Origin of the sequence: Microvirga thermotolerans (genome assembly GCF_009363855.1) — a bacterium.
Classification (GTDB): Bacteria; Pseudomonadota; Alphaproteobacteria; order Rhizobiales; family Beijerinckiaceae; genus Microvirga; species Microvirga thermotolerans.
Genome location: NZ_CP045423.1, coordinates 1240373 through 1256674, shown reverse-complemented (window position 1 = coordinate 1256674; position 16302 = coordinate 1240373). Strand labels below are relative to the sequence as shown.

The window sequence follows — 16302 nt, the reverse complement described above, 5'->3', positions numbered from 1 at the left end:
CCGCAGGCCGGACCGTCACGCCTTCGCGGCGGGACGGCGCAGCACCAGCACGTTTCCCGCGAGCGCCAGCACGACGCCGACGGCGGCGAGGGGCGTCCACACATAGCCCTCCACCACCGTCGAGACCGCGAGCGCCACGATGGGGAACAGCACGGTCGCATAGCCCGCACGGGCCGCGCCGAGGCGCCGCAGGAGCGTGAGGTAGGCCGCGAAGGCGAGCACCGACGCGCCGACCGCGAGATAGACGAGCGCGCCGATATAGGTCGCCGTGGGCTCGATGATGAAGGCGTTCCCGCGCACGAGATTGAGCGCGAGCAGCACCGCCACCCCGTAGGTCATGGCCCAGGCATTGGCGGAGATGAGCGGCGCGCCGCGCCGCTGCACCACGGTCGAGATCATGTTGCCGGAGCAGAAGAAAAGGGTGCCGAGGACGCACAGGCCCAGCCCCGTGAGGGCGGCGAGGTTGAAGCCCGCGCCCGCGATCTCCGGCCAGAACAGCAGCCCGATGCCCGCCGCGCCGAGAAGGCCGCCGAAGGCGACCCGCGCCTCCACCTTCTGGCGGAACACGACGAAGCCGAGCACGAGGTTGAAGATCGACGCGAGGGAGAACACCACGGAGAGGAGCCCCGAGGGCACCGTGAGCCCGCCGTAGTAGAAGCAGATGAAGTTGCTCGAGAACAGGCAGAGCCCCACCGCCATGAAGCGCAGGTGGTCGGACAGGGCGAAGCGCACCCGCATGCCCGCCGCGAAGACCCAGCCCCAGGTGCAGAGCGCCGCCAGGACGAAGCGCCAGAACACGGACATCTCGGGCGCGACGACCCCGAGCTGGGCACGGATGCCGATCCAGCTCACGCCCCACAAGAAGACGGTGGCGACGTAGAGCGCGAGGGTGCTGCCCTCGATCCGGACCGGCGCCGTCTCCGGCAGGGCTCCCGCCCGCGGCATGGTGGCTTGCGTCATGGCTCTCGTCCCCTGAGTAGTGTTACCCGACTACCCCGGGAAGACCCATCAGCGCAAATGATGAAAACTGATCGATTTTTCTTGGATCGGTGATGGGATATTCCGGATGGAGCCGCGGAGCGACCGCAATCCGAAACAGATCCCAGCGCATTCTCAGGGGAAAGTGGGAACCTGCTTTCGCTTGCGCAGCCTTCAGGTCGCCCGGAAATGCAGCAGGCGAGGGAGCTGGCGGCGGAAGTTCCGAGAAGCCGGGATGGGGCGAGGCATGAGCTCTGGGTCGGCCCGATGGGCTGGCTTCTCCTTACTCTCGAACGAGCCGATGGCGGGATGTCCCTCCGACTGCCGCACCACGGAATCGGCCTCGCATGATCCACTGTGCCGGCCGCTCAATCCCGACCGTCCGTGAACTGAACGAGATCCCACAGATTGCCGTAGAGATCCTCGAACACCGCGACGATGCCGTAGGGGGCTCGCTTCGGCTCGCGAACGAACCTGATGCCTTTCTCGACCATCGCGGCGTGATCCCGTTGAAAATCATCGGTCCGGAGGAACAGGAAGACGCGACCGCCCGCCTGGTTGCCGACGAACGTCTCCTGATGAGGCGTGGAAGCGCGAGCGAGGATCAGCGAGGTCGTCCCATCTCCTCGAGGGCGAACCACAACCCACCGCTTGTCCTGCTCCGGTTGATAGGTGTCCTCGACCAGTTCGAATCGCAGCTTGTTGACGTAAAAGTCGATGGCTTCGTCGTAGTCGCGCACCACAAGCGCAATATGAGCGATACTTTGCTGCAAATCGGCCTCCCCGCCAGACATACCCTTTTGGATCGGAAGGATGCAAGCTCAACGAGAGCCAAACCAGCTACAGAATTGTGCAAGGATCGCTTGTTCGACATCGCTTCCCGAAAGGCGGGAGTTGATACGACGCATCAACAGTGAAACGACTTTCACTCGGCAGCCCGGTTTCCGAAGACGACGAACTGCATTCCTGTCCGGCGTCGGCCCGTCAATCGCACGAAGCCCTAAATCCTGCCCCGCCGCCATTCCGGAAGCCGCCCTGGACCCGGCCGCCGGCAACGTAGCCCTGCAGTTCGCTGTCCTCGGCTTCGTCTCCGTCGCGCTCAACACCCTCGCCGATGTCGCGGTGGCCTTCGCGGCGAGCGGCATCCGTGCCGGAGCGGCGGCCCGTCCGGGTCTGGTCCGTCGTCTACGCGAAGCGTCGGGAGCCTGCATGATCGCGCTCGGCCTCGGTCTTGCTCTGACTCGACGCCGCGACCTGACCGATCGGGGCTGTCCCCGGCTGCCATGACCGGTCCTCCGGCAACCGCGTGACTTTCAGCCCCGGGAGGCAGGGCCGCCGAACCTTTCGACGAGGCGGGGCCAGGCCTTTGCGAGCACCTCCGCCGCAGGCGTCCCGGCCATCCGGGACGGCCTCGCCCCGGGCGTCGTCTCCAGGTAGGCGCCGACGAGACGGTAGCCGATGGTGTAGCCGGCCCAGCGCGGGACGGTTCCGCCCCGGCCGCCCCGCCCGACGCCGAAGAACCAGAGGCGGTGATCGTAGCGGGGCGAGCGGAAGGCCTCCTCGGCCCGCTCCAGCAGGGCGGGCCAGTGCTCGGGGCGAAGGGCATGGTCCCAGATCTGCCCCTCCCCGCCGTTGATCTCGCGGTCGAACTGGTCGGCCAGCCCCTCGGTGACGAGGGCCTCGGCGAGGGTGGTCCCGTAACCGACGCTGTGGCAACGGAGGCAGTGGTGAAACTCGTGGGTCAGGATGCGGCCGAACTCGCCCGCCTCCAGGCTCGCCTCGAACCGGGGATTCGCGGGATCCAGGGTGACGACCATGCAGCGCCGGCGGGGCGCGATTCCCGCAAGGCCGAGCTCGGGAATGGCCTGCCCTTCGAGGCGCTCGATCACCACGTCGAGGGGCGGCATCTCGACGTCCGGCGCCAGGCAGGCGGCAATGCGCTCGTGGGTCGCCCGGGCCTCCGCCTCCAGGCGGGCGCGCCAGGGTCCCAGGCTCCCCTCGGATTCGAGAAAGTGCAGCACCCAGTTCATCGCTTCGTTCTCCCGAAAGCGCCTTCATTCGTTTCGGTGGGCCGCGGCGGCAGCCGGGCGGCGCCCGATCCGACCCGGCAACCGTTCCGCCCCTCCCTGTTCCGCAGAGAAAATTTCGACCGTCGAAACAAAACTTTCGCTTCCGCGAATAGTTCTCGGCTCATGAACGCATTTACGAGCGGGACGCGGGCGAAATGACCGGCACATGGCCGAGACGATCCGCCGGCGTTTTACAAAAACTGTGAATAGCCATTCGCCTTTTGGCCGAACCTCTCTAATACTCCCGCCATAACGGGAGGGAACAGGCCATGAAGTCTCGTATCAACCTTTCGGAACGGCCCCGGCAGGTCGCGCGTGCCGCCGCCTGGGTCCCGCTCGCGGCGGCGCTCGCATGCCTGCACGGTCCGGTCGCGGTCGCGCAGGAGGTGCGCGCGCCCCTGGCGAACGCCGCGGATCCCGTTCCGCAGGCCGCGGTCGCCGCGGTTCCCGACGCGAAGGACCTGACCGACGCGCGCATCGTCATCGTGGAATGGCGAATCAAGAAGGGCCGCGAGCAGGAATTCCTCGACTACTGGTCGACCAAGGCGACCATCTCCGACCGGTCCGGCCTGATCGGCGAGTTCCTGAGCCGGGTGGAGGACCGCCGGCAGTTTCCCTGGATGGTGTGGAACCTCGACCCCCGCTGGACCACCTTCGTGAACGTGGGCTTCTGGCGCAGCGGCTCGGACTTCCACGAGCAGATCGGCCGCTTCATCGACAATTCGAAGCCGCCTCTCGCCTTCGAGGCGCAGAAGCGCCGCAGGGTCTTCGTGGCGCCCGAGCGCTGGCGCATCGGCGCGACGCCGTTCCTCGTCTCCGACCACAAGGGCGTGCGATGAGCGGACTGCAAAGGAAACGCAGGGCGCCGCATTCCCGTCACCTGCCCGGCGCGACCGCGGAGCCTCTGGCGCTCCGGCACATCCTGCTCGCGATCCTGCTCGCGGCGGCGATCGTCGTGCCTGTCCTCGGGGCGATCTGGTCGCAGCTTCCCTGACCTTCCGCGGCGCCCGCTCCTTCACCCGCCGAGGCGGGGCGGCCGCGATGGGGGGCGGATCTGCGCCGCGACGGCAAGCCGGCGCTCCAGCGCCATCCGGCGCCGGACCGAGAGGGCGATTGACCTCACCTGCCGCTCCGACGTGCCGTCCCGCGCCATGAGCTGGCGCACGATGGGATCCGAAAGCAGTTCCTTCAGGCTGGGCTCCCCCCTCTCCGGCATCGGATCCTCCTTCGCGTTCCTCGTGCAGGAAGCATTGCCCGATTCCTGTGACAGGGCTGTGGCGGCGCCGGGCGCCGGCGAAGTTCAGGCGGCCAGGGTTTCCATGGTGCATACGACGCCGCCTACGGCGAATTCGAGCTTCATGGCCCCGCCGAGATCCGACGCCAGCGCCCGCTCCAGCAGCCGCGAGCCGAATCCCCGCCGCGCCGGCGGCCTCACGGGCGGGCCGCCCGTTTCCTCCCAGCGCAGGGAGATCCGCTCCTCTCCACCGGCGCCCTTCGCCACCGACCAGGCGATCCGGACCTCGCCGGTCTCGTTCGAAAGAGCGCCGTATTTCACGGCGTTGGTGGCCAGCTCCTGGAAGGCCATGGCGAGGGCCAGGGCGACCTGCGGCGACACGCGCACCTCGGTCCCCTCCACGTGCCAGCGTCCTCCGTTCCCGCCCCTGAACGGCTCGATCGCCTGGGCGACGATGGTGCCGAGCTCCGCCCCTTCCCACTGTTCGCGGGTGAGAAGATCGTGCGCCCGGGAGAGAGCGATGAGCCGCCCTTCCAGGGATTCCCGCGCCTGGGCCGGCGTGGCGGCGGAGCCCAGACTCTGCGCCACCATGTACTGGACGGTGGCCAGGGTGTTCTTCACCCGGTGATTCAGCTCGTTGAGAAGGAGCCGCTGGCGCTCCTCCGCCCTGTCGCGCGCCGCCTGCCGGAGCGCCAGCTCGTCCAGGAGGGCGTCGATGTCGGCGCCGACGGTTTCGAGTTCCCCCGCCTGCGCGGACATTCCGGTTCGGGCCGACAGGTCGCCCCGCCGCCAGGCCTCGATCGTGTTCACGAGGCGCTCCACCGGGTCGCGCACGAAGCTCCGGCCGATGAGCCAGGCGGCGAGGAAGGCGGCGCAGGCGCCGACGAGGGCGAGGGTGGCGCCCCGCCGGGTCGCCCGGTCGATGGCGTGAAAGGCCTCGTCGCGGGCGATGCCGGCGCTGATGTAGAGCCCCTCCGGCATGACCTTTACCGGAATGTAGCCGATGATCCGCCGGGTGCCGTCCTGGCTCATCACCTCCTGCGTGCCGGGCGCGTCGCCTTTCACCAGCGACAGGAAGGGCTCGGGGATCCGGGTGCCGATGAAACGCTCCGGGAAGGGCTCGCGCGCGATGATGGTGCCGTCCCGGTCGGCGATGGTGAGGGCGTTGCCGTGGGCGAGATCGCGCTGCCGCAGCCTCTGGCCGAGCCAGTCGAGGTTCAGGCCCGCCGCCACGACGCCGACGATCCGCCCCTCGCCGTCGCGGATGGGCATGGCGAGCGGCAGGACGCCTTTGCCCGAGACCTGGCCGACCCTGTAGCGGCCGACGACGAAGGTGCCTCTCGCGAACGCCTCCTGGAAATAGTCGCGGTCGTCGAGGCTCTGCCCCTGACCCATGCTGTCCGACCGGCAGCGGATGAGCCCTTCGGCATCGATCACGGTGATGGGGGTGAGCTGCGGGGTCTGCACCTGCACGTCGGCCAGATAGGCCGTGCACGCATCCACGTCGAAGGACTTCACGCCATGCGCGGAGGCGACGGCGATCAGCAGTCCCCGGGCGCCTTCGAGGATGCCCTGCATCTCGAGGGCGGCGAGCTGGCCGAAGCGCAGGGCGAGCGCGTGGACCTCCGCCTCGCGGCTGCGGTGCAGGGAGACCTCGTTGTAGAGAAGGATGCCCAGGGCCGGCAGCAGCGCGACGGCCGTGAGGATGAAGAGCCGGACGCGCAACGACAGCTTCGTCACCGACTTCGCCACCCTCAATCTCCGCCGGCTCGGGAAACCGTGCATCGCACGCATACGGTCAGGCCTTCATCATAAGCCATGCTCCGGGGATGTCGACGGGCACGCACCACGACCTTCCCTACAAGCGCGCCCGGGTGCTGCGCGGCGTGGCGAGGAGGAGATTGGTCTCCGAGGCGATGACCCCGGGAATGAGGCGGACCCGCCGCAGCACGGCGTCGAAGTCCGTCAGGCTCGCGGCGCCGAGCTCGACCACGAGATCCCACTTGCCGTTGGTGGTGTGGATGGCGCTTACCTCGGGGAAGCCGCCGAGGGCGTCCACCACCCGGTCGGCGGCGCGCCCCTCCACCTCGATCAGCGTGATGCCGCGGACCGGCAGCGACACCGCGTCCGCCCGCAGGATCACCGTGTAGCCGACGATGTCGCCGGAGCGTTCGAGCCGCTCCATGCGCGAGCGCACGGTGGCGCGCGAAACGCCGAGCTCCAGGGCGAGATCGGAGACGCTGCGCCGCCCGTTGTGCCGCAGGAGAGTGATCAGCCTCTGGTCGAGATCGTCCATGGTCCGCCGGTTTGGAAAGCCGTTCCATCCATTTTGGACAACGGCCCCGCCTCATTTGTCAATCTTTGGCGTTCGTTTCGCCAATCTCCTTCGCTAGCTTGGCGAAACCGACACCGCAACGACAGCAAGGAGAGCCGAATGACGCGCAGGCCCAGCATCCTCTTGGGAGTCCCGGTGCAGGAAGGCGCCGGGCGCATGGGCTGCGACATGGGTCCGAGCGCCTTCCGGGCGGCCGGCCTCGCCCCCGCCCTGCGCGACCTCGGCTATATTGTCGAGGACCGGGGCAACCTGTCCCCGGCCCCGCTCCGGGACCTCCGGCACGACAACGGCGCGATCAAGTACCTTCCGGAAGTGGTGGCCTGGACGGAGGCCATCGCGCAGGCGGCCTACGAGGCGGCGGCCGACGGAATCCCGATCTTCCTCGGCGGCGACCACAGCCTCTCCGCCGGGACCATGACCGGGCTGAGCCGCAGGGCCGCGGAGGAGGACCGCCCGTTCTTCGTCCTCTGGCTCGACTCCCATCCGGACTTCCACACCCTGGAGACGACGCAGAGCGGCAACCTGCACGGGGTGCCGATGGCCTATGCCACGGGGCGCGGCGGCTTCGAGGGCTACTTTCCCGCCCTCCATGCGCCCGTGAAGGCGGAGAACGTCTGCATGATGGGCATCCGCAGCGTCGACCCTCCGGAGCGGGCCGCCCTCGCGACCGCCGGGGTGACGATCCACGACATGCGCGCCATCGACGAGAACGGCGTGGTGCCCCTCCTGGAGGCCTTCCTCAGGCGCGTCGCCGCAACGCGGGGCCGGCTGCACGTGAGCCTGGACGTGGACTTTCTGGACCCGGGCATCGCGCCGGGTGTCGGCACCACGGTGCCGGGCGGCGCAACCTTCCGCGAGGCGCATCTGATCATGGAGATCCTCCACGACAGCGGCCTCGTCACGAGCCTCGACATCGTCGAGCTCAATCCCTTCCTCGACGAGCGCGGCCGCACGGCCCTGCTCATGGTGGACCTCGTCGCGAGCCTGATGGGCCGCCGCGTGCTCGACCGCCCGACCCGGAGCTTCTGAACCATGATCGAGAAACTCAACGTCGTTCCCTTCGTGAGCGTCGACCACATGATGAAGCTCGTCCTCGCCATCGGCGTGGAGCGCTTCCTCGTGGAGCTGGCGGACGAGATCGAGACGGATTTCCGCCGCTGGGAGAGCTTCGACAAGACCCCGCGCGTCGCCTCCCACAGCAAGGAGGGCGTGATCGAGCTGATGCCCACCAGCGACGGCGAGGTCTATGGCTTCAAGTACGTGAACGGCCATCCCAAGAACACCCGCGAGGGCCGCCAGACCGTGACCGCCTTCGGCGTTCTCGCGGATGTGGGCACCGGCTATCCCGTGCTCCTCACGGAGATGACCATTCTCACCGCCCTGCGCACGGCTGCGACCTCGGCTCTCGCCGCGAAGCACCTGGCGCCCCGGGGCGCGCGGACGATGGCGATGATCGGCAACGGGGCACAGGCGGAGTTCCAGGCCCTCGCCTTCAAGGCGCTCCTCGGCGTGGACCGGCTGCGCCTCTACGACATCGACCGGACGGCGAGCGTGAAGTGCGTGCGCAACCTCGCCGGCATGGGGCTCGACATGACGATCTGCGGCTCCATCGAGGAGGCGATGGAGGGCGTGCAGATCGTGACCACGGTCACCGCCGACAAGCAGAACGCGACGATCCTCACCGACAACATGGTCGGAACCGGGCTTCACATCAACGCGGTGGGCGGCGACTGCCCGGGCAAGACGGAGCTGCACCCCGACATCCTGAGGCGCTCGGACATCTTCGTGGAGTATCCGCCGCAGACGCGCATCGAGGGCGAGATCCAGCAGCTGCCGCCGGACCACCCCGTGACGGAGCTGTGGCAGGTGATCGCCGGCCGCGCGCCCGGGCGCAGCGACGCGCGCCAGATCACCCTCTTCGACTCCGTCGGCTTCGCCATCGAGGACTTCTCGGCCCTGCGCTACGTGAAGCGCCAGATCGAGCGCACGGGTCTCTACGAGGAGCTCGACCTCCTCGCCGACCCGGACGATCCGCGCGATCTCTTCGGCATGCTCCTGCGCGCCCAGGCCGCCGCGCCGACGGCGGCGTGAAAGCGCTTCGTGAAAGCGCTTTAAGAGAGCCTCAACGCGGGCGGTGCAGGATTTCCGCCCGAAGGGTGCTCCCTTGAATCGGAGATACGCGAAGATGTCCATCGACCTGATCGTCCGGCCGATCGCCCGGGACGACTATCCCCAGTGGCTCCCGCTGTGGGACGGCTACAACGCCTTCTACGGGCGCAGCGGTCCCACCGCCCTCGATCCGGAGATCACGCGGACCACATGGCAGCGTTTCTTCGACGCCTACGAGCCCGTGCATGCTTTGGTGGCGGAGAACCGGGGACAGTTGCTCGGGCTCGCCCATTACCTCTTCCATCGCAGCACCACTGCCATCGCGCCGAGCTGCTACCTCCAGGATCTCTTCACCAACGAAGCCGCACGGGGCAAAGGCGTAGGCCGCGCGCTCATCGAAGGCGTCTGCGAGCGGGCAGCGGCGGCAGGCTCGCCGCGGGTCTATTGGCAGACGCACGAGACCAACGCCACGGCGATGCAGCTCTACGACCGGGTCGCGGAACGCTCCGGATTCGTCGTCTACCGCAGGTTCGTCTAGAGCGGATTGCGCTTCCACGGAGTCGCACTCCGCTCCGAAGCTCTTGGTTCGCCGCATTGTCGGACGGACCCGGCGGGCCGCGCCAGCGACCCGGAGGGCCGCGCCAGCGAAAACCGGTTCCCCCTTCTCCTGAAAAGGCTCTGAGACCCGGTACTCACGACCCAGCTTCGGCACCGATGTCCGGCCGCCTGTCGAGTACCGCATCCACCAAGCCGAAACTCTGCGCCTGCTCGGCCGACATGTAGTTGTCGCGCTCAATGGCGCGCTCGACCGTGCCGTAGTCCTGGCCCGTATGCTGCACGTAGATTTCCGTGAGCCGCCGCTTGAGAGCCTCGCTCTCGCGGGCGTGGATGAGGATGTCTGTCACCTGGCCCTGGTAGCCGCCCGAGGGCTGGTGCACCATGATGCGGCTGTTGGCGAGGGCGAAACGGTGTCCCGCCTCTCCTGCGGCGAGCAACACCGAGGCCATCGATCCGGCTTGCCCCACACAGAGCGTCGAGACGGGGCAGCGGATGAACTGCATGGTGTCGTAGATCGACAGGCCGGAGGTCACGACCCCGCCCGGCGAGTTGATGTAGAAGGAGATTTCCTTCTTCGGGCTCTCGGCCTCGAGGAACAGGAGCTGCGCCACGATCAGCGAGGCCGAGTTGTCGTCCATCGGCCCGGTGAGAAACACGATCCGTTCGCGCAGGAGACGCGAATAGATGTCGAACGCGCGCTCGCCGCGGTTCGACTGCTCGACCACCATCGGGACGAACATGCTGCTGTAGAGCGCGACGGGATCTCTCATCGGACGGTTCTCCAGACGTTGGGCAGGGCTCCGCCCCGCCCGGTTCCGCCGGGTCCGAGGCAGCAGGCGCTTCAAAGGATGTCAGGCTGCGCGGCGCAGGATCATGCCGGCCGTGCTGCGGGCGGATCGTGGCGTAGCCGCATATGCGCGGGCACGTACCGGCCGCCTGGGGAAAGCGACGACGTCAGCGGTCGCCACCGCAGGCACGCGCCGCTCGACCGGCGTGGCCTCGTGGACGATGCGCAGATTTGTACCGGCCTCCTCCGTCCGCTCCAGCTCGAAGGTGACGACCGTGTCGACCGCAGGGCCGTCGCCGCAGGAGCGCCAGGAATACGACAGGCGCTCCAAGGGAACGACCTCCAGCACCTCGCAGGCGATGGCGCCGCCGCTCCCTGGATCGAGATCGATCGTGAAGGAAGCGCCGGGCTCGGGGCGCAGGGTGTTCGGCCCGAGCCATTCCGCTACGATCTCAGGCACGGTGAGTGCGCGCCAGACCGTCTCCGGGCTTTCGTCCAGGTGGCATTCGAGGACGACGGATCGGGCTTCGGCGTCGGTCCGGGCTGCTTCGGTCATCGATCCATCCTCTTGAGCACGTCCTTGAGCTTCTCGACCCGCTCCGGCCAGAAGGCGCGGTAGCGATCGACCCACTCGGCGAGCGGCGCGAGCCCCTGGGGGTCTGCCGTATAATAGGCGAAGCGCCCTTCCCGCCGCTCCTGCACGAGCCCGGCACTGCGCAGCGCCGCCAGGTGCTGCGAGATCGCCGGTTGAGAAACGGCGAAACCGTCCTTCAGCTCCGAGACGCTCAGCTCCCGCCCGACCAGCCGCTCGAAGACGGCTCTGCGGGTCGGATCGGCCAGGACGCGAAAAAGGTCTGCCTCGATCATGAATAATCTATAAGCCATGACTTATGAGTCGCGCAACCCCTCCTCTCGGGTCTCAGAGACGAACGGCCGCTTCCGGCCCCGCAGGATCACCCGCGCCGCCGGCGCTCAGAGGCGCCAGAACGCCGCGGCCTCTGCGGGAAGGGCCCGGAGAGCCTCGTCGAAGGACTTCGGATCCACATGCCGCCGGAGGGCGGCGGCCACGTCGCGGATGGCCGTGTCCGGCGCGAAGTTGTGGTGCGCCCGGAGTGCCTGCACCTCGCGCGTGAGGAGATCGCGGTCGATGAAGGGCTGCGTCGGCTCGCACGGGTCCCACCCGTCCACGAACAGGGCGCGCAGGACCGGCGACAGCGCGTTCGCGAAGCGGATTCCCTCGGGGAGGGTCAGGCGGCGGCGGAAGACCAGGAGGACCGCCTGCACCATGGTGTAGGCCTGGTTGCGCGTCCCGAGTCCCGCCTCGTCGCGCGCGTCCGCGAGGAAGCGCTCGAAGGCCTCCGAGGCGTGCCGGTATTCCATGGGTACGGTCATGATCGCCTCCGCTTCCGGGCTCGCCGGATCGGAGCGCTCGTACCAAGAAGCGCCCGCCGGAGGAAGCCGGCGGGCGCGAGATGCGGGCCGAGGAGTGGGGCGGCCCGCGGAGAAGGCCCGGTTTTCGGACGGTTCGTGGGCCTTCCCTTATCGATGCTCCAGGGTTTGGGTTTCGCGCATCCTTTCGCGCAAGACCGGTTCCCGCTTCTCCTGAAAGCGATCTAGTCCTGCGTGTAGGTGATCTTGCCGTCGGCGCCCTTCTTCCAGGTGTAGACCACGTAGTCGGGCTTCGTGCGGTCGCCCTTCTTGTCGTAGGCGATGTCGCCGACGACGGTCTTGAAGACCATGCCGGACTTCATGGTCTCGGCCACCTTCTTCGGATCGAGGGAGCCGGCCTTCTCGGCCGCCTGCTTGATCACTTCCACCGCGGCATAGGAATAGAGCGTGTAGGCCTCCGGATTGAACTTCCGCTGCTCGGTGAAGCGCTTCACGATGTCCTGCACCTCGGGCCGCTTGCGCGGATCCGGCGGGAAGGTCATCCTGGTGCCCTCGACGCCCGGCCCGCCGATGGAGGCGAACTCCTCCGACACGATGCCGTCCGCGCCCATGGCGACGGTGCCCAGCCCCTGGTCGCGCATCTGCCGGATGATGAGGCCGAGTTCCGTGTGCAGGCCGCCCCAGTACATGAGGTCGACGCCCGTCGACTTGAGCTTGGACACGAGGGCGCTGAAGTCCTTCTCGCCGGGATTCACGCCCTCATAGAGCACTTCCTTGAGGCCGCCCTTGTTGATGACCGCGCGCGTCTCGTCCGCGAGGCCCTTGCCGTAGGGCGTCTTATCGTGAACGACCGCGACCTTCTTGCCCTTGTAGTTCTCCAGGATGAAGGCGCCCGCCACGGCGCCCTGCTGATCGTCCCGCCCGCAGGTGCGGAACACGGTGGGCAGCCCGCGCTCGGTGAACTTCGGATTGGTGGAGGCCGGCGTGATCTGGACCATGCCGTTCTCCGCATAGACCTCGGACGCGGGAATCGACACGCCGGAGTTGAAGTGCCCGACGACGAACTTCACGCCCTCGCTCGCGAGCTTGTTCGCGACGGACACCCCCTGGCGCGGATCGGACACGTCGTCCGCCAGGACCACCTCGAGCTTCTGCCCGAGGATGCCGCCGGCCGCATTGATGTCGGCCACGGCCTGCTCGGCCCCGTTCGTCAGCTGGGCGCCGAAGGCGGCGTTGGGACCCGTGATCGGGCCCGCCACCCCGATCTTGACCTGCGCATGGGCGGCGGACGCCATGACGAGACCGGTGCCGAACGCGAGCACCGGAAGAAGATGCATTTTCATCGTTATCGTTCCCTCTGGAGATCGGCCCGATCTCCGACACCACCAAAACATCATTTGATGGTTATTGCAAGATCCGCGTCGCAGCGCTTCGGGGGGCGCCGCCCTATGGATGCCCGTTGCCGGACAGCACCCGGGCGGATCCGCGCAGGCCGTTCCGGAACGCCTCGTCGAAATTGACGCCCCTCACCTGCCACGTAGTCTCCCGCCCGCCGGACCGCAGCCTCCATGTGACGACCCAGCCGTGGTCCGCATCGCTGAAATCCATGGTCCCGACGAGCGGATGGTCGGCCCCCGCCGCGCGGGCGACCGCGTCGGGATCGGACGGGCCGTGCCCGCGCAGGGCGGCCGCGGTCACGGAGCCCTCCGCGAGAACCGCCTCTGCCGGAATGACCACGGGCACCCCGATCCGGCGGGACGCCGCGGCGAAGGCGTCCCGCTGGTCGCGGCCGCGCTCGGCGTCCGCGGCGAGCACATAGTCGTTTCCGCCGATCCGGACCGCGAGGAGAACCGCGAGAACGGGCCTGTTCCCGTCCCAGGGCTTGCGGCCGAGGCTCTCCAGAAAGGCGTCGATCTTGGGCGGATCGAAGTCGACGGTCAGGTCGTGCGGCCGGTCGCGCGTGCCCTGCTCGTCGTGGATCGGCTTTCCTTCCAGGCGGTCGCGATATCGGAAGGCGCGGACATAGGACGCCGCCTGCGCCGCCTCCTTCTCCACGCGCGGGTCCTCCATCAGCGCGGGATCGCCGCTCACCTTCACGAGCACGTCCACGAAGGTTCGCGCGAATGCGGGTCCCCGGTTCTCCGGCATCTGCCCCGTGGTGATGGCCTGTCCCCGATAAAGATCCTCCACCGCGATCCTCGCCGCCGCGGGAGCGGCCGCGAGAAGGCACAGAGCGAACGCGAGCGCATGACGACGCAGGGAATGAAGACGCATGGAATGGGGACGCGTGGAATGGGGACGCATGGGAAGCCTCCTGCCGTCCGGGCCTTGAAACCGATAAAGCAAGTTTTGGAGGTTTCCGGCCGGAGCGCAAGGGAAGCCGCCCGCAGGCGGACGCTGCGGCTCGAACAACAGACAAGCGCGGCTCGGCGATCCGTGCCCGGGCTAGCCCACTTCCTCCGCGAGGAACTGGCGCTCCCTGTGGCGGCGGACCTTGGCCCGGTTGCCGCAGACGGACATCTCGCACCAGCGCCGGGAGGCGTTCTTGGTGCGGTCGTAGAACAGCCATCCGCAATCGCCGTCGCGGCCGGGGCACTGCTTCAGCCGCTCCAGCTGGCCCTGGCGCAGCATCTCCACGGCGGAATGGACGATGGGGCCGAGGACGAAGGCGGTCACGGAGGTCTCGGGAAAGCGCCAGTCGTACCGGCCGTCCTCGAACCGCTCCAGGGAGGCCGGGGCAAGGAGATCCCGGAAATCGTCCCGCAGGCCGTCGAGGTCGCGGGGATCCGGCTCCCGCCCCCCCGCAATGGCGCTGCCGACCCGGTAGAGCACCTCGCGAAGCGCCAGCGCCCGCGCGAGGAGTTCCTCGGCCTTCCCCCTGTCGCGCGCGAGCCTCCGGCGGACCCGCTCCGCGTCGGCCTCGGCGAAGAGGCCCGCATGGACCGCCCACAGGAGCAGATGCTCGGCGCGGCGGATATGGTCCTGATGGGTGGCGCAGCCGCGCCCGCTGGAGGTGTTGGTGAAGTCGAGAGCCAGGATCCCGCCCACGAGAGGCAGCCTTCCCGCCCTGGTTTCCTCGACCGCAGACGCCATGCCTCTCCGCTCCACTCCTACGGGTCGCGCCCGGCCGGACGGAGCACCGCCGCCGGCATCGGAACGCCGGCTTCCCCTGTTTCGCAGAAGGCCGGGACGCGATCAAGCGGAGCGTTGCCGCGCCTTCCTCGTCTCACGCGATCAGGAAGTCGCCCGCGGTCAGCGCGAGACCCTTGCCGAGCTGGGCGAACTGCACCGGCGCCGCACGGCCCGTGCCGTCCGCGTCGTAGGAGATCGCGCCCGTCGCCGCGTCGTAGACGATGCGGTCGGACGGGTCGTGGGCGCGCGTGCCGGTCCAGAACTCGGACGGGTCGAGATGACCCGCCGTTCCCGCCAGCGGGAACAGGGCGACGAAGACGGAGCGGTCGAGGGCGATGGTGTCGTCCGCCGGGTTGAAGTCCGCGATCCGGTCGAGATTGGAGCTGCGGTTCGGAACCGTGTCGAACACGAAGACGTCCGCCCCCGCGCCGCCGGTGAGCACGTCGTTGCCGCCGCCGCCGTACAGCGCATCGTTGCCGCCGAGCCCGGCGAGGCGGTCGCCGCCCGCGCCGCCCTTGAGGACGTTGGCGGCCGCGTTGCCGGTGATCGTGTCGTTCCCGCGTCCGCCCGTGGCGTTCTCGATCAGCGAGCGGGGATCGCCCTCGTAGAGCAGAGCGTTGGCGATGTTCCCCCTCGCCAAGTGCCCGCTGCCGAGCTGCGCCAGCTGGGCGCCCGACAGGGTCGACCATGCGCCGGGACGCAGGTCCACCGACAGGTTGGTGGCATAGTTCGAGAGGTCGTAGGTGTCGGTGCCGCCCCCGTCCCAGATCGTCTCGAAGATCCGGTTGCCGCCGGGCGCGCCCTGGCCCTGTCCGTCGATGAAGGCCTCGCCCGTCGCGGGATCGAACCGGTAGACGGTATCGCCGCTGCGCGTGGAGAAGTTCGCGCCGTACATGTGCTGCAGGGCCGCGATGTCGTCCATCATCAGCGACTGGGCATAGCCCCAGGTCTCGTTCTCCATGTATTGCCCGGAGGCTCCCACGTAGGAGCGGTAGGTCATGACCGAGTATTCCATGGAATCGTGCGCGTAGGGCAGCGCGCCGTACATGCCGCTCTCGTTGCCGTGCTTCAGCCCGAGCGCATGCCCCAGCTCGTGGAGCATGGTGTAGTAGCCGTAGTTGCCGGGACGCGGCGCGTCGTACCAGCCGTTCGCGGTTCCGAACCAGGTGTCGCCCGCCTCCGGATACTCCTCCGGCGTGTAGGTCCAGGCGGAGGACGGCGCGGCGGACATGGCGAGGCGCAGCGTGGCGTGCGTCGCCGCCGTTTCCTGGACCTGAACGAAGGTCAGGTTCGCGACCGAGGCCATTTCCGCAAGAACCGACTGCACCGCCCCGATCTGCCGGGCGTCGAGGGGCCGGAAACCGTCCAGCGGCTCCCCCTGCCCGTATCCCGAGCCGTAGAACGAAGCCTGGGTCGGAAAGCTGTAGGTGAGGCTCGGGGCGCTCCACATCCGCCCCGACAGCAGGGCGTCGATCTCCTGGTTTCCGGTGGGTTCGACCGGGGCTGTGCTCGTCATCGCCGTTCCTTTTGCAACCGTGACCGAAAAGCCTAAGGATACCGACCGGCCTGGCCATGTCTCTTTCGGGGTAGAGAAGCGGCCAACCGCCTGCGAAACATGAGACTTTTCGCCCAACGGGGGCCGGATCCGACGTCCCGCGGACCCAAGACCTACGCACAGGCGGGAAGTCCTTTCCGTCGGCCTCCGGCGGCT

The 16302-nt window shown here is 68.4% G+C and carries 20 protein-coding genes; 6 read left to right on the top strand and 14 right to left on the bottom strand.

Features of this window, described 5'->3' with window-relative positions:
• Window positions 1–15: 15 nt before the first annotated feature.
• Both GDR74_RS05850 and GDR74_RS05845 read right to left on the bottom strand, forming a co-directional pair.
• Window positions 16–960, bottom strand: coding sequence for a DMT family transporter (locus GDR74_RS05850; protein WP_152585426.1), 945 nt, complete (start codon window positions 958–960; stop codon window positions 16–18).
• Between the two features lie 386 nt (window positions 961–1346).
• Window positions 1347–1751 (bottom strand): VOC family protein, encoded by a 405-nt coding sequence (locus tag GDR74_RS05845; protein WP_152585425.1) that lies wholly within the window; start codon window positions 1749–1751, stop codon window positions 1347–1349.
• Window positions 1752–1872: 121 nt separating this feature from the next.
• Here GDR74_RS05845 and GDR74_RS05840 point away from each other — a divergent pair, with 121 nt between their 5' ends.
• Window positions 1873–2265 (top strand): hypothetical protein, encoded by a 393-nt coding sequence (locus GDR74_RS05840; RefSeq protein WP_246179891.1) that lies wholly within the window; start codon window positions 1873–1875, stop codon window positions 2263–2265.
• Between the two features lie 26 nt (window positions 2266–2291).
• On the opposite strand, the gene GDR74_RS05835 is transcribed toward GDR74_RS05840, so the two are convergent.
• Window positions 2292–3008: a DUF2268 domain-containing putative Zn-dependent protease gene (locus GDR74_RS05835; protein ID WP_152585424.1), complete on the bottom strand. Its 717-nt coding sequence runs from the start codon at window positions 3006–3008 to the stop codon at window positions 2292–2294.
• A gap of 308 nt (window positions 3009–3316) precedes the next feature.
• Between GDR74_RS05835 and GDR74_RS05830 the strand changes: the two genes are divergently transcribed.
• A complete protein-coding gene (locus GDR74_RS05830) occupies window positions 3317–3886 on the top strand; it encodes a hypothetical protein (RefSeq protein ID WP_152585423.1) in 570 nt (189 codons plus the stop codon).
• Window positions 3883–4041, top strand: a complete 159-nt coding sequence (locus GDR74_RS18115) for a hypothetical protein (RefSeq protein WP_194164630.1) — start codon at window positions 3883–3885, stop codon at window positions 4039–4041. The genes GDR74_RS05830 and GDR74_RS18115 overlap by 4 nt, the downstream gene beginning before the upstream one ends.
• Window positions 4042–4062: 21 nt before the next feature.
• Here the strand turns inward: GDR74_RS18115 and GDR74_RS05825 are convergent, their stop codons facing one another.
• From GDR74_RS05825 to GDR74_RS05815, 3 genes are all read right to left on the bottom strand, one after another.
• Window positions 4063–4263, bottom strand: a complete 201-nt coding sequence (locus GDR74_RS05825) for a hypothetical protein (RefSeq protein WP_152585422.1) — start codon at window positions 4261–4263, stop codon at window positions 4063–4065.
• 84 nt (window positions 4264–4347) lie between these two features.
• A complete protein-coding gene (locus GDR74_RS05820) occupies window positions 4348–6033 on the bottom strand; it encodes a sensor histidine kinase (RefSeq protein WP_194164629.1) in 1686 nt (561 codons plus the stop codon).
• A 106-nt stretch (window positions 6034–6139) separates the two neighbouring features.
• On the bottom strand, window positions 6140–6577 hold the full coding sequence (locus tag GDR74_RS05815; protein WP_152585420.1) for an Lrp/AsnC family transcriptional regulator: 438 nt from the start codon (window positions 6575–6577) through the stop codon (window positions 6140–6142).
• A gap of 138 nt (window positions 6578–6715) precedes the next feature.
• Here GDR74_RS05815 and rocF point away from each other — a divergent pair, with 138 nt between their 5' ends.
• The 3 genes from rocF (at window position 6716) to GDR74_RS05800 (ending at window position 9263) form a co-directional block, all read left to right on the top strand.
• Window positions 6716–7645: an arginase gene (gene rocF, locus GDR74_RS05810; RefSeq protein WP_152585419.1), complete on the top strand. Its 930-nt coding sequence runs from the start codon at window positions 6716–6718 to the stop codon at window positions 7643–7645.
• A gap of 3 nt (window positions 7646–7648) precedes the next feature.
• Window positions 7649–8707 carry an ornithine cyclodeaminase gene (locus GDR74_RS05805; RefSeq protein WP_152585418.1) on the top strand — a complete coding sequence of 353 codons (1059 nt, stop codon included), beginning with the start codon at window positions 7649–7651 and terminating at the stop codon, window positions 8705–8707.
• Between the two features lie 94 nt (window positions 8708–8801).
• Window positions 8802–9263 (top strand): GNAT family N-acetyltransferase, encoded by a 462-nt coding sequence (locus GDR74_RS05800; RefSeq protein WP_152587665.1) that lies wholly within the window; start codon window positions 8802–8804, stop codon window positions 9261–9263.
• 154 nt (window positions 9264–9417) lie between these two features.
• Here the strand turns inward: GDR74_RS05800 and GDR74_RS05795 are convergent, their stop codons facing one another.
• From GDR74_RS05795 to GDR74_RS05760, 8 genes are all read right to left on the bottom strand, one after another.
• Complete coding sequence (locus GDR74_RS05795; RefSeq protein WP_152585417.1) at window positions 9418–10053, bottom strand: ATP-dependent Clp protease proteolytic subunit; 636 nt, start codon at window positions 10051–10053, stop codon at window positions 9418–9420.
• 81 nt (window positions 10054–10134) lie between these two features.
• On the bottom strand, window positions 10135–10626 hold the full coding sequence (locus GDR74_RS05790; RefSeq protein WP_152585416.1) for an SRPBCC family protein: 492 nt from the start codon (window positions 10624–10626) through the stop codon (window positions 10135–10137).
• Entirely contained in the window at window positions 10623–10937 is a 315-nt protein-coding gene (locus tag GDR74_RS05785; protein WP_152585415.1) for an ArsR/SmtB family transcription factor, read from the bottom strand. Before GDR74_RS05785 ends, GDR74_RS05790 begins: the two co-directional genes overlap by 4 nt.
• 105 nt (window positions 10938–11042) lie before the next feature.
• Window positions 11043–11462 carry a DUF2267 domain-containing protein gene (locus GDR74_RS05780; RefSeq protein WP_152585414.1) on the bottom strand — a complete coding sequence of 140 codons (420 nt, stop codon included), beginning with the start codon at window positions 11460–11462 and terminating at the stop codon, window positions 11043–11045.
• A gap of 221 nt (window positions 11463–11683) precedes the next feature.
• Window positions 11684–12802, bottom strand: a complete 1119-nt coding sequence (locus GDR74_RS05775; protein WP_152585413.1) for a branched-chain amino acid ABC transporter substrate-binding protein — start codon at window positions 12800–12802, stop codon at window positions 11684–11686.
• 103 nt (window positions 12803–12905) lie between these two features.
• The gene (locus tag GDR74_RS05770; RefSeq protein WP_152585412.1) at window positions 12906–13763 is read right to left on the bottom strand and encodes a DUF2066 domain-containing protein; all 858 of its coding nucleotides are present in this window, start codon (window positions 13761–13763) and stop codon (window positions 12906–12908) included.
• 141 nt (window positions 13764–13904) lie between these two features.
• Complete coding sequence (locus GDR74_RS05765) at window positions 13905–14552, bottom strand: CGNR zinc finger domain-containing protein (protein WP_152585411.1); 648 nt, start codon at window positions 14550–14552, stop codon at window positions 13905–13907.
• 133 nt (window positions 14553–14685) lie between these two features.
• Entirely contained in the window at window positions 14686–16107 is a 1422-nt protein-coding gene (locus GDR74_RS05760; protein ID WP_194164628.1) for a M10 family metallopeptidase, read from the bottom strand.
• Window positions 16108–16302: the final 195 nt, after the last annotated feature.

Coding starts and splice junctions, on each gene's coding strand:
- GDR74_RS05850 (WP_152585426.1), bottom strand. CDS start 960: ATGACGCAAGCCACCATGCCGCGGGCGGGAGCCCTGCCGGAGACGGCG.
- GDR74_RS05835 (WP_152585424.1), bottom strand. CDS start 3,008: ATGAACTGGGTGCTGCACTTTCTCGAATCCGAGGGGAGCCTGGGACCC.
- GDR74_RS05830 (WP_152585423.1), top strand. CDS start 3,317: ATGAAGTCTCGTATCAACCTTTCGGAACGGCCCCGGCAGGTCGCGCGT.
- GDR74_RS18115 (WP_194164630.1), top strand. CDS start 3,883: ATGAGCGGACTGCAAAGGAAACGCAGGGCGCCGCATTCCCGTCACCTG.
- GDR74_RS05825 (WP_152585422.1), bottom strand. CDS start 4,263: ATGCCGGAGAGGGGGGAGCCCAGCCTGAAGGAACTGCTTTCGGATCCC.
- GDR74_RS05815 (WP_152585420.1), bottom strand. CDS start 6,577: ATGGACGATCTCGACCAGAGGCTGATCACTCTCCTGCGGCACAACGGG.
- rocF (WP_152585419.1), top strand. CDS start 6,716: ATGACGCGCAGGCCCAGCATCCTCTTGGGAGTCCCGGTGCAGGAAGGC.
- GDR74_RS05805 (WP_152585418.1), top strand. CDS start 7,649: ATGATCGAGAAACTCAACGTCGTTCCCTTCGTGAGCGTCGACCACATG.
- GDR74_RS05800 (WP_152587665.1), top strand. CDS start 8,802: ATGTCCATCGACCTGATCGTCCGGCCGATCGCCCGGGACGACTATCCC.
- GDR74_RS05795 (WP_152585417.1), bottom strand. CDS start 10,053: ATGAGAGATCCCGTCGCGCTCTACAGCAGCATGTTCGTCCCGATGGTG.
- GDR74_RS05790 (WP_152585416.1), bottom strand. CDS start 10,626: ATGACCGAAGCAGCCCGGACCGACGCCGAAGCCCGATCCGTCGTCCTC.
- GDR74_RS05785 (WP_152585415.1), bottom strand. CDS start 10,937: ATGATCGAGGCAGACCTTTTTCGCGTCCTGGCCGATCCGACCCGCAGA.
- GDR74_RS05780 (WP_152585414.1), bottom strand. CDS start 11,462: ATGACCGTACCCATGGAATACCGGCACGCCTCGGAGGCCTTCGAGCGC.
- GDR74_RS05775 (WP_152585413.1), bottom strand. CDS start 12,802: ATGAAAATGCATCTTCTTCCGGTGCTCGCGTTCGGCACCGGTCTCGTC.
- GDR74_RS05770 (WP_152585412.1), bottom strand. CDS start 13,763: ATGCGTCCCCATTCCACGCGTCCCCATTCCATGCGTCTTCATTCCCTG.
- GDR74_RS05765 (WP_152585411.1), bottom strand. CDS start 14,552: ATGGCGTCTGCGGTCGAGGAAACCAGGGCGGGAAGGCTGCCTCTCGTG.
- GDR74_RS05760 (WP_194164628.1), bottom strand. CDS start 16,107: ATGACGAGCACAGCCCCGGTCGAACCCACCGGAAACCAGGAGATCGAC.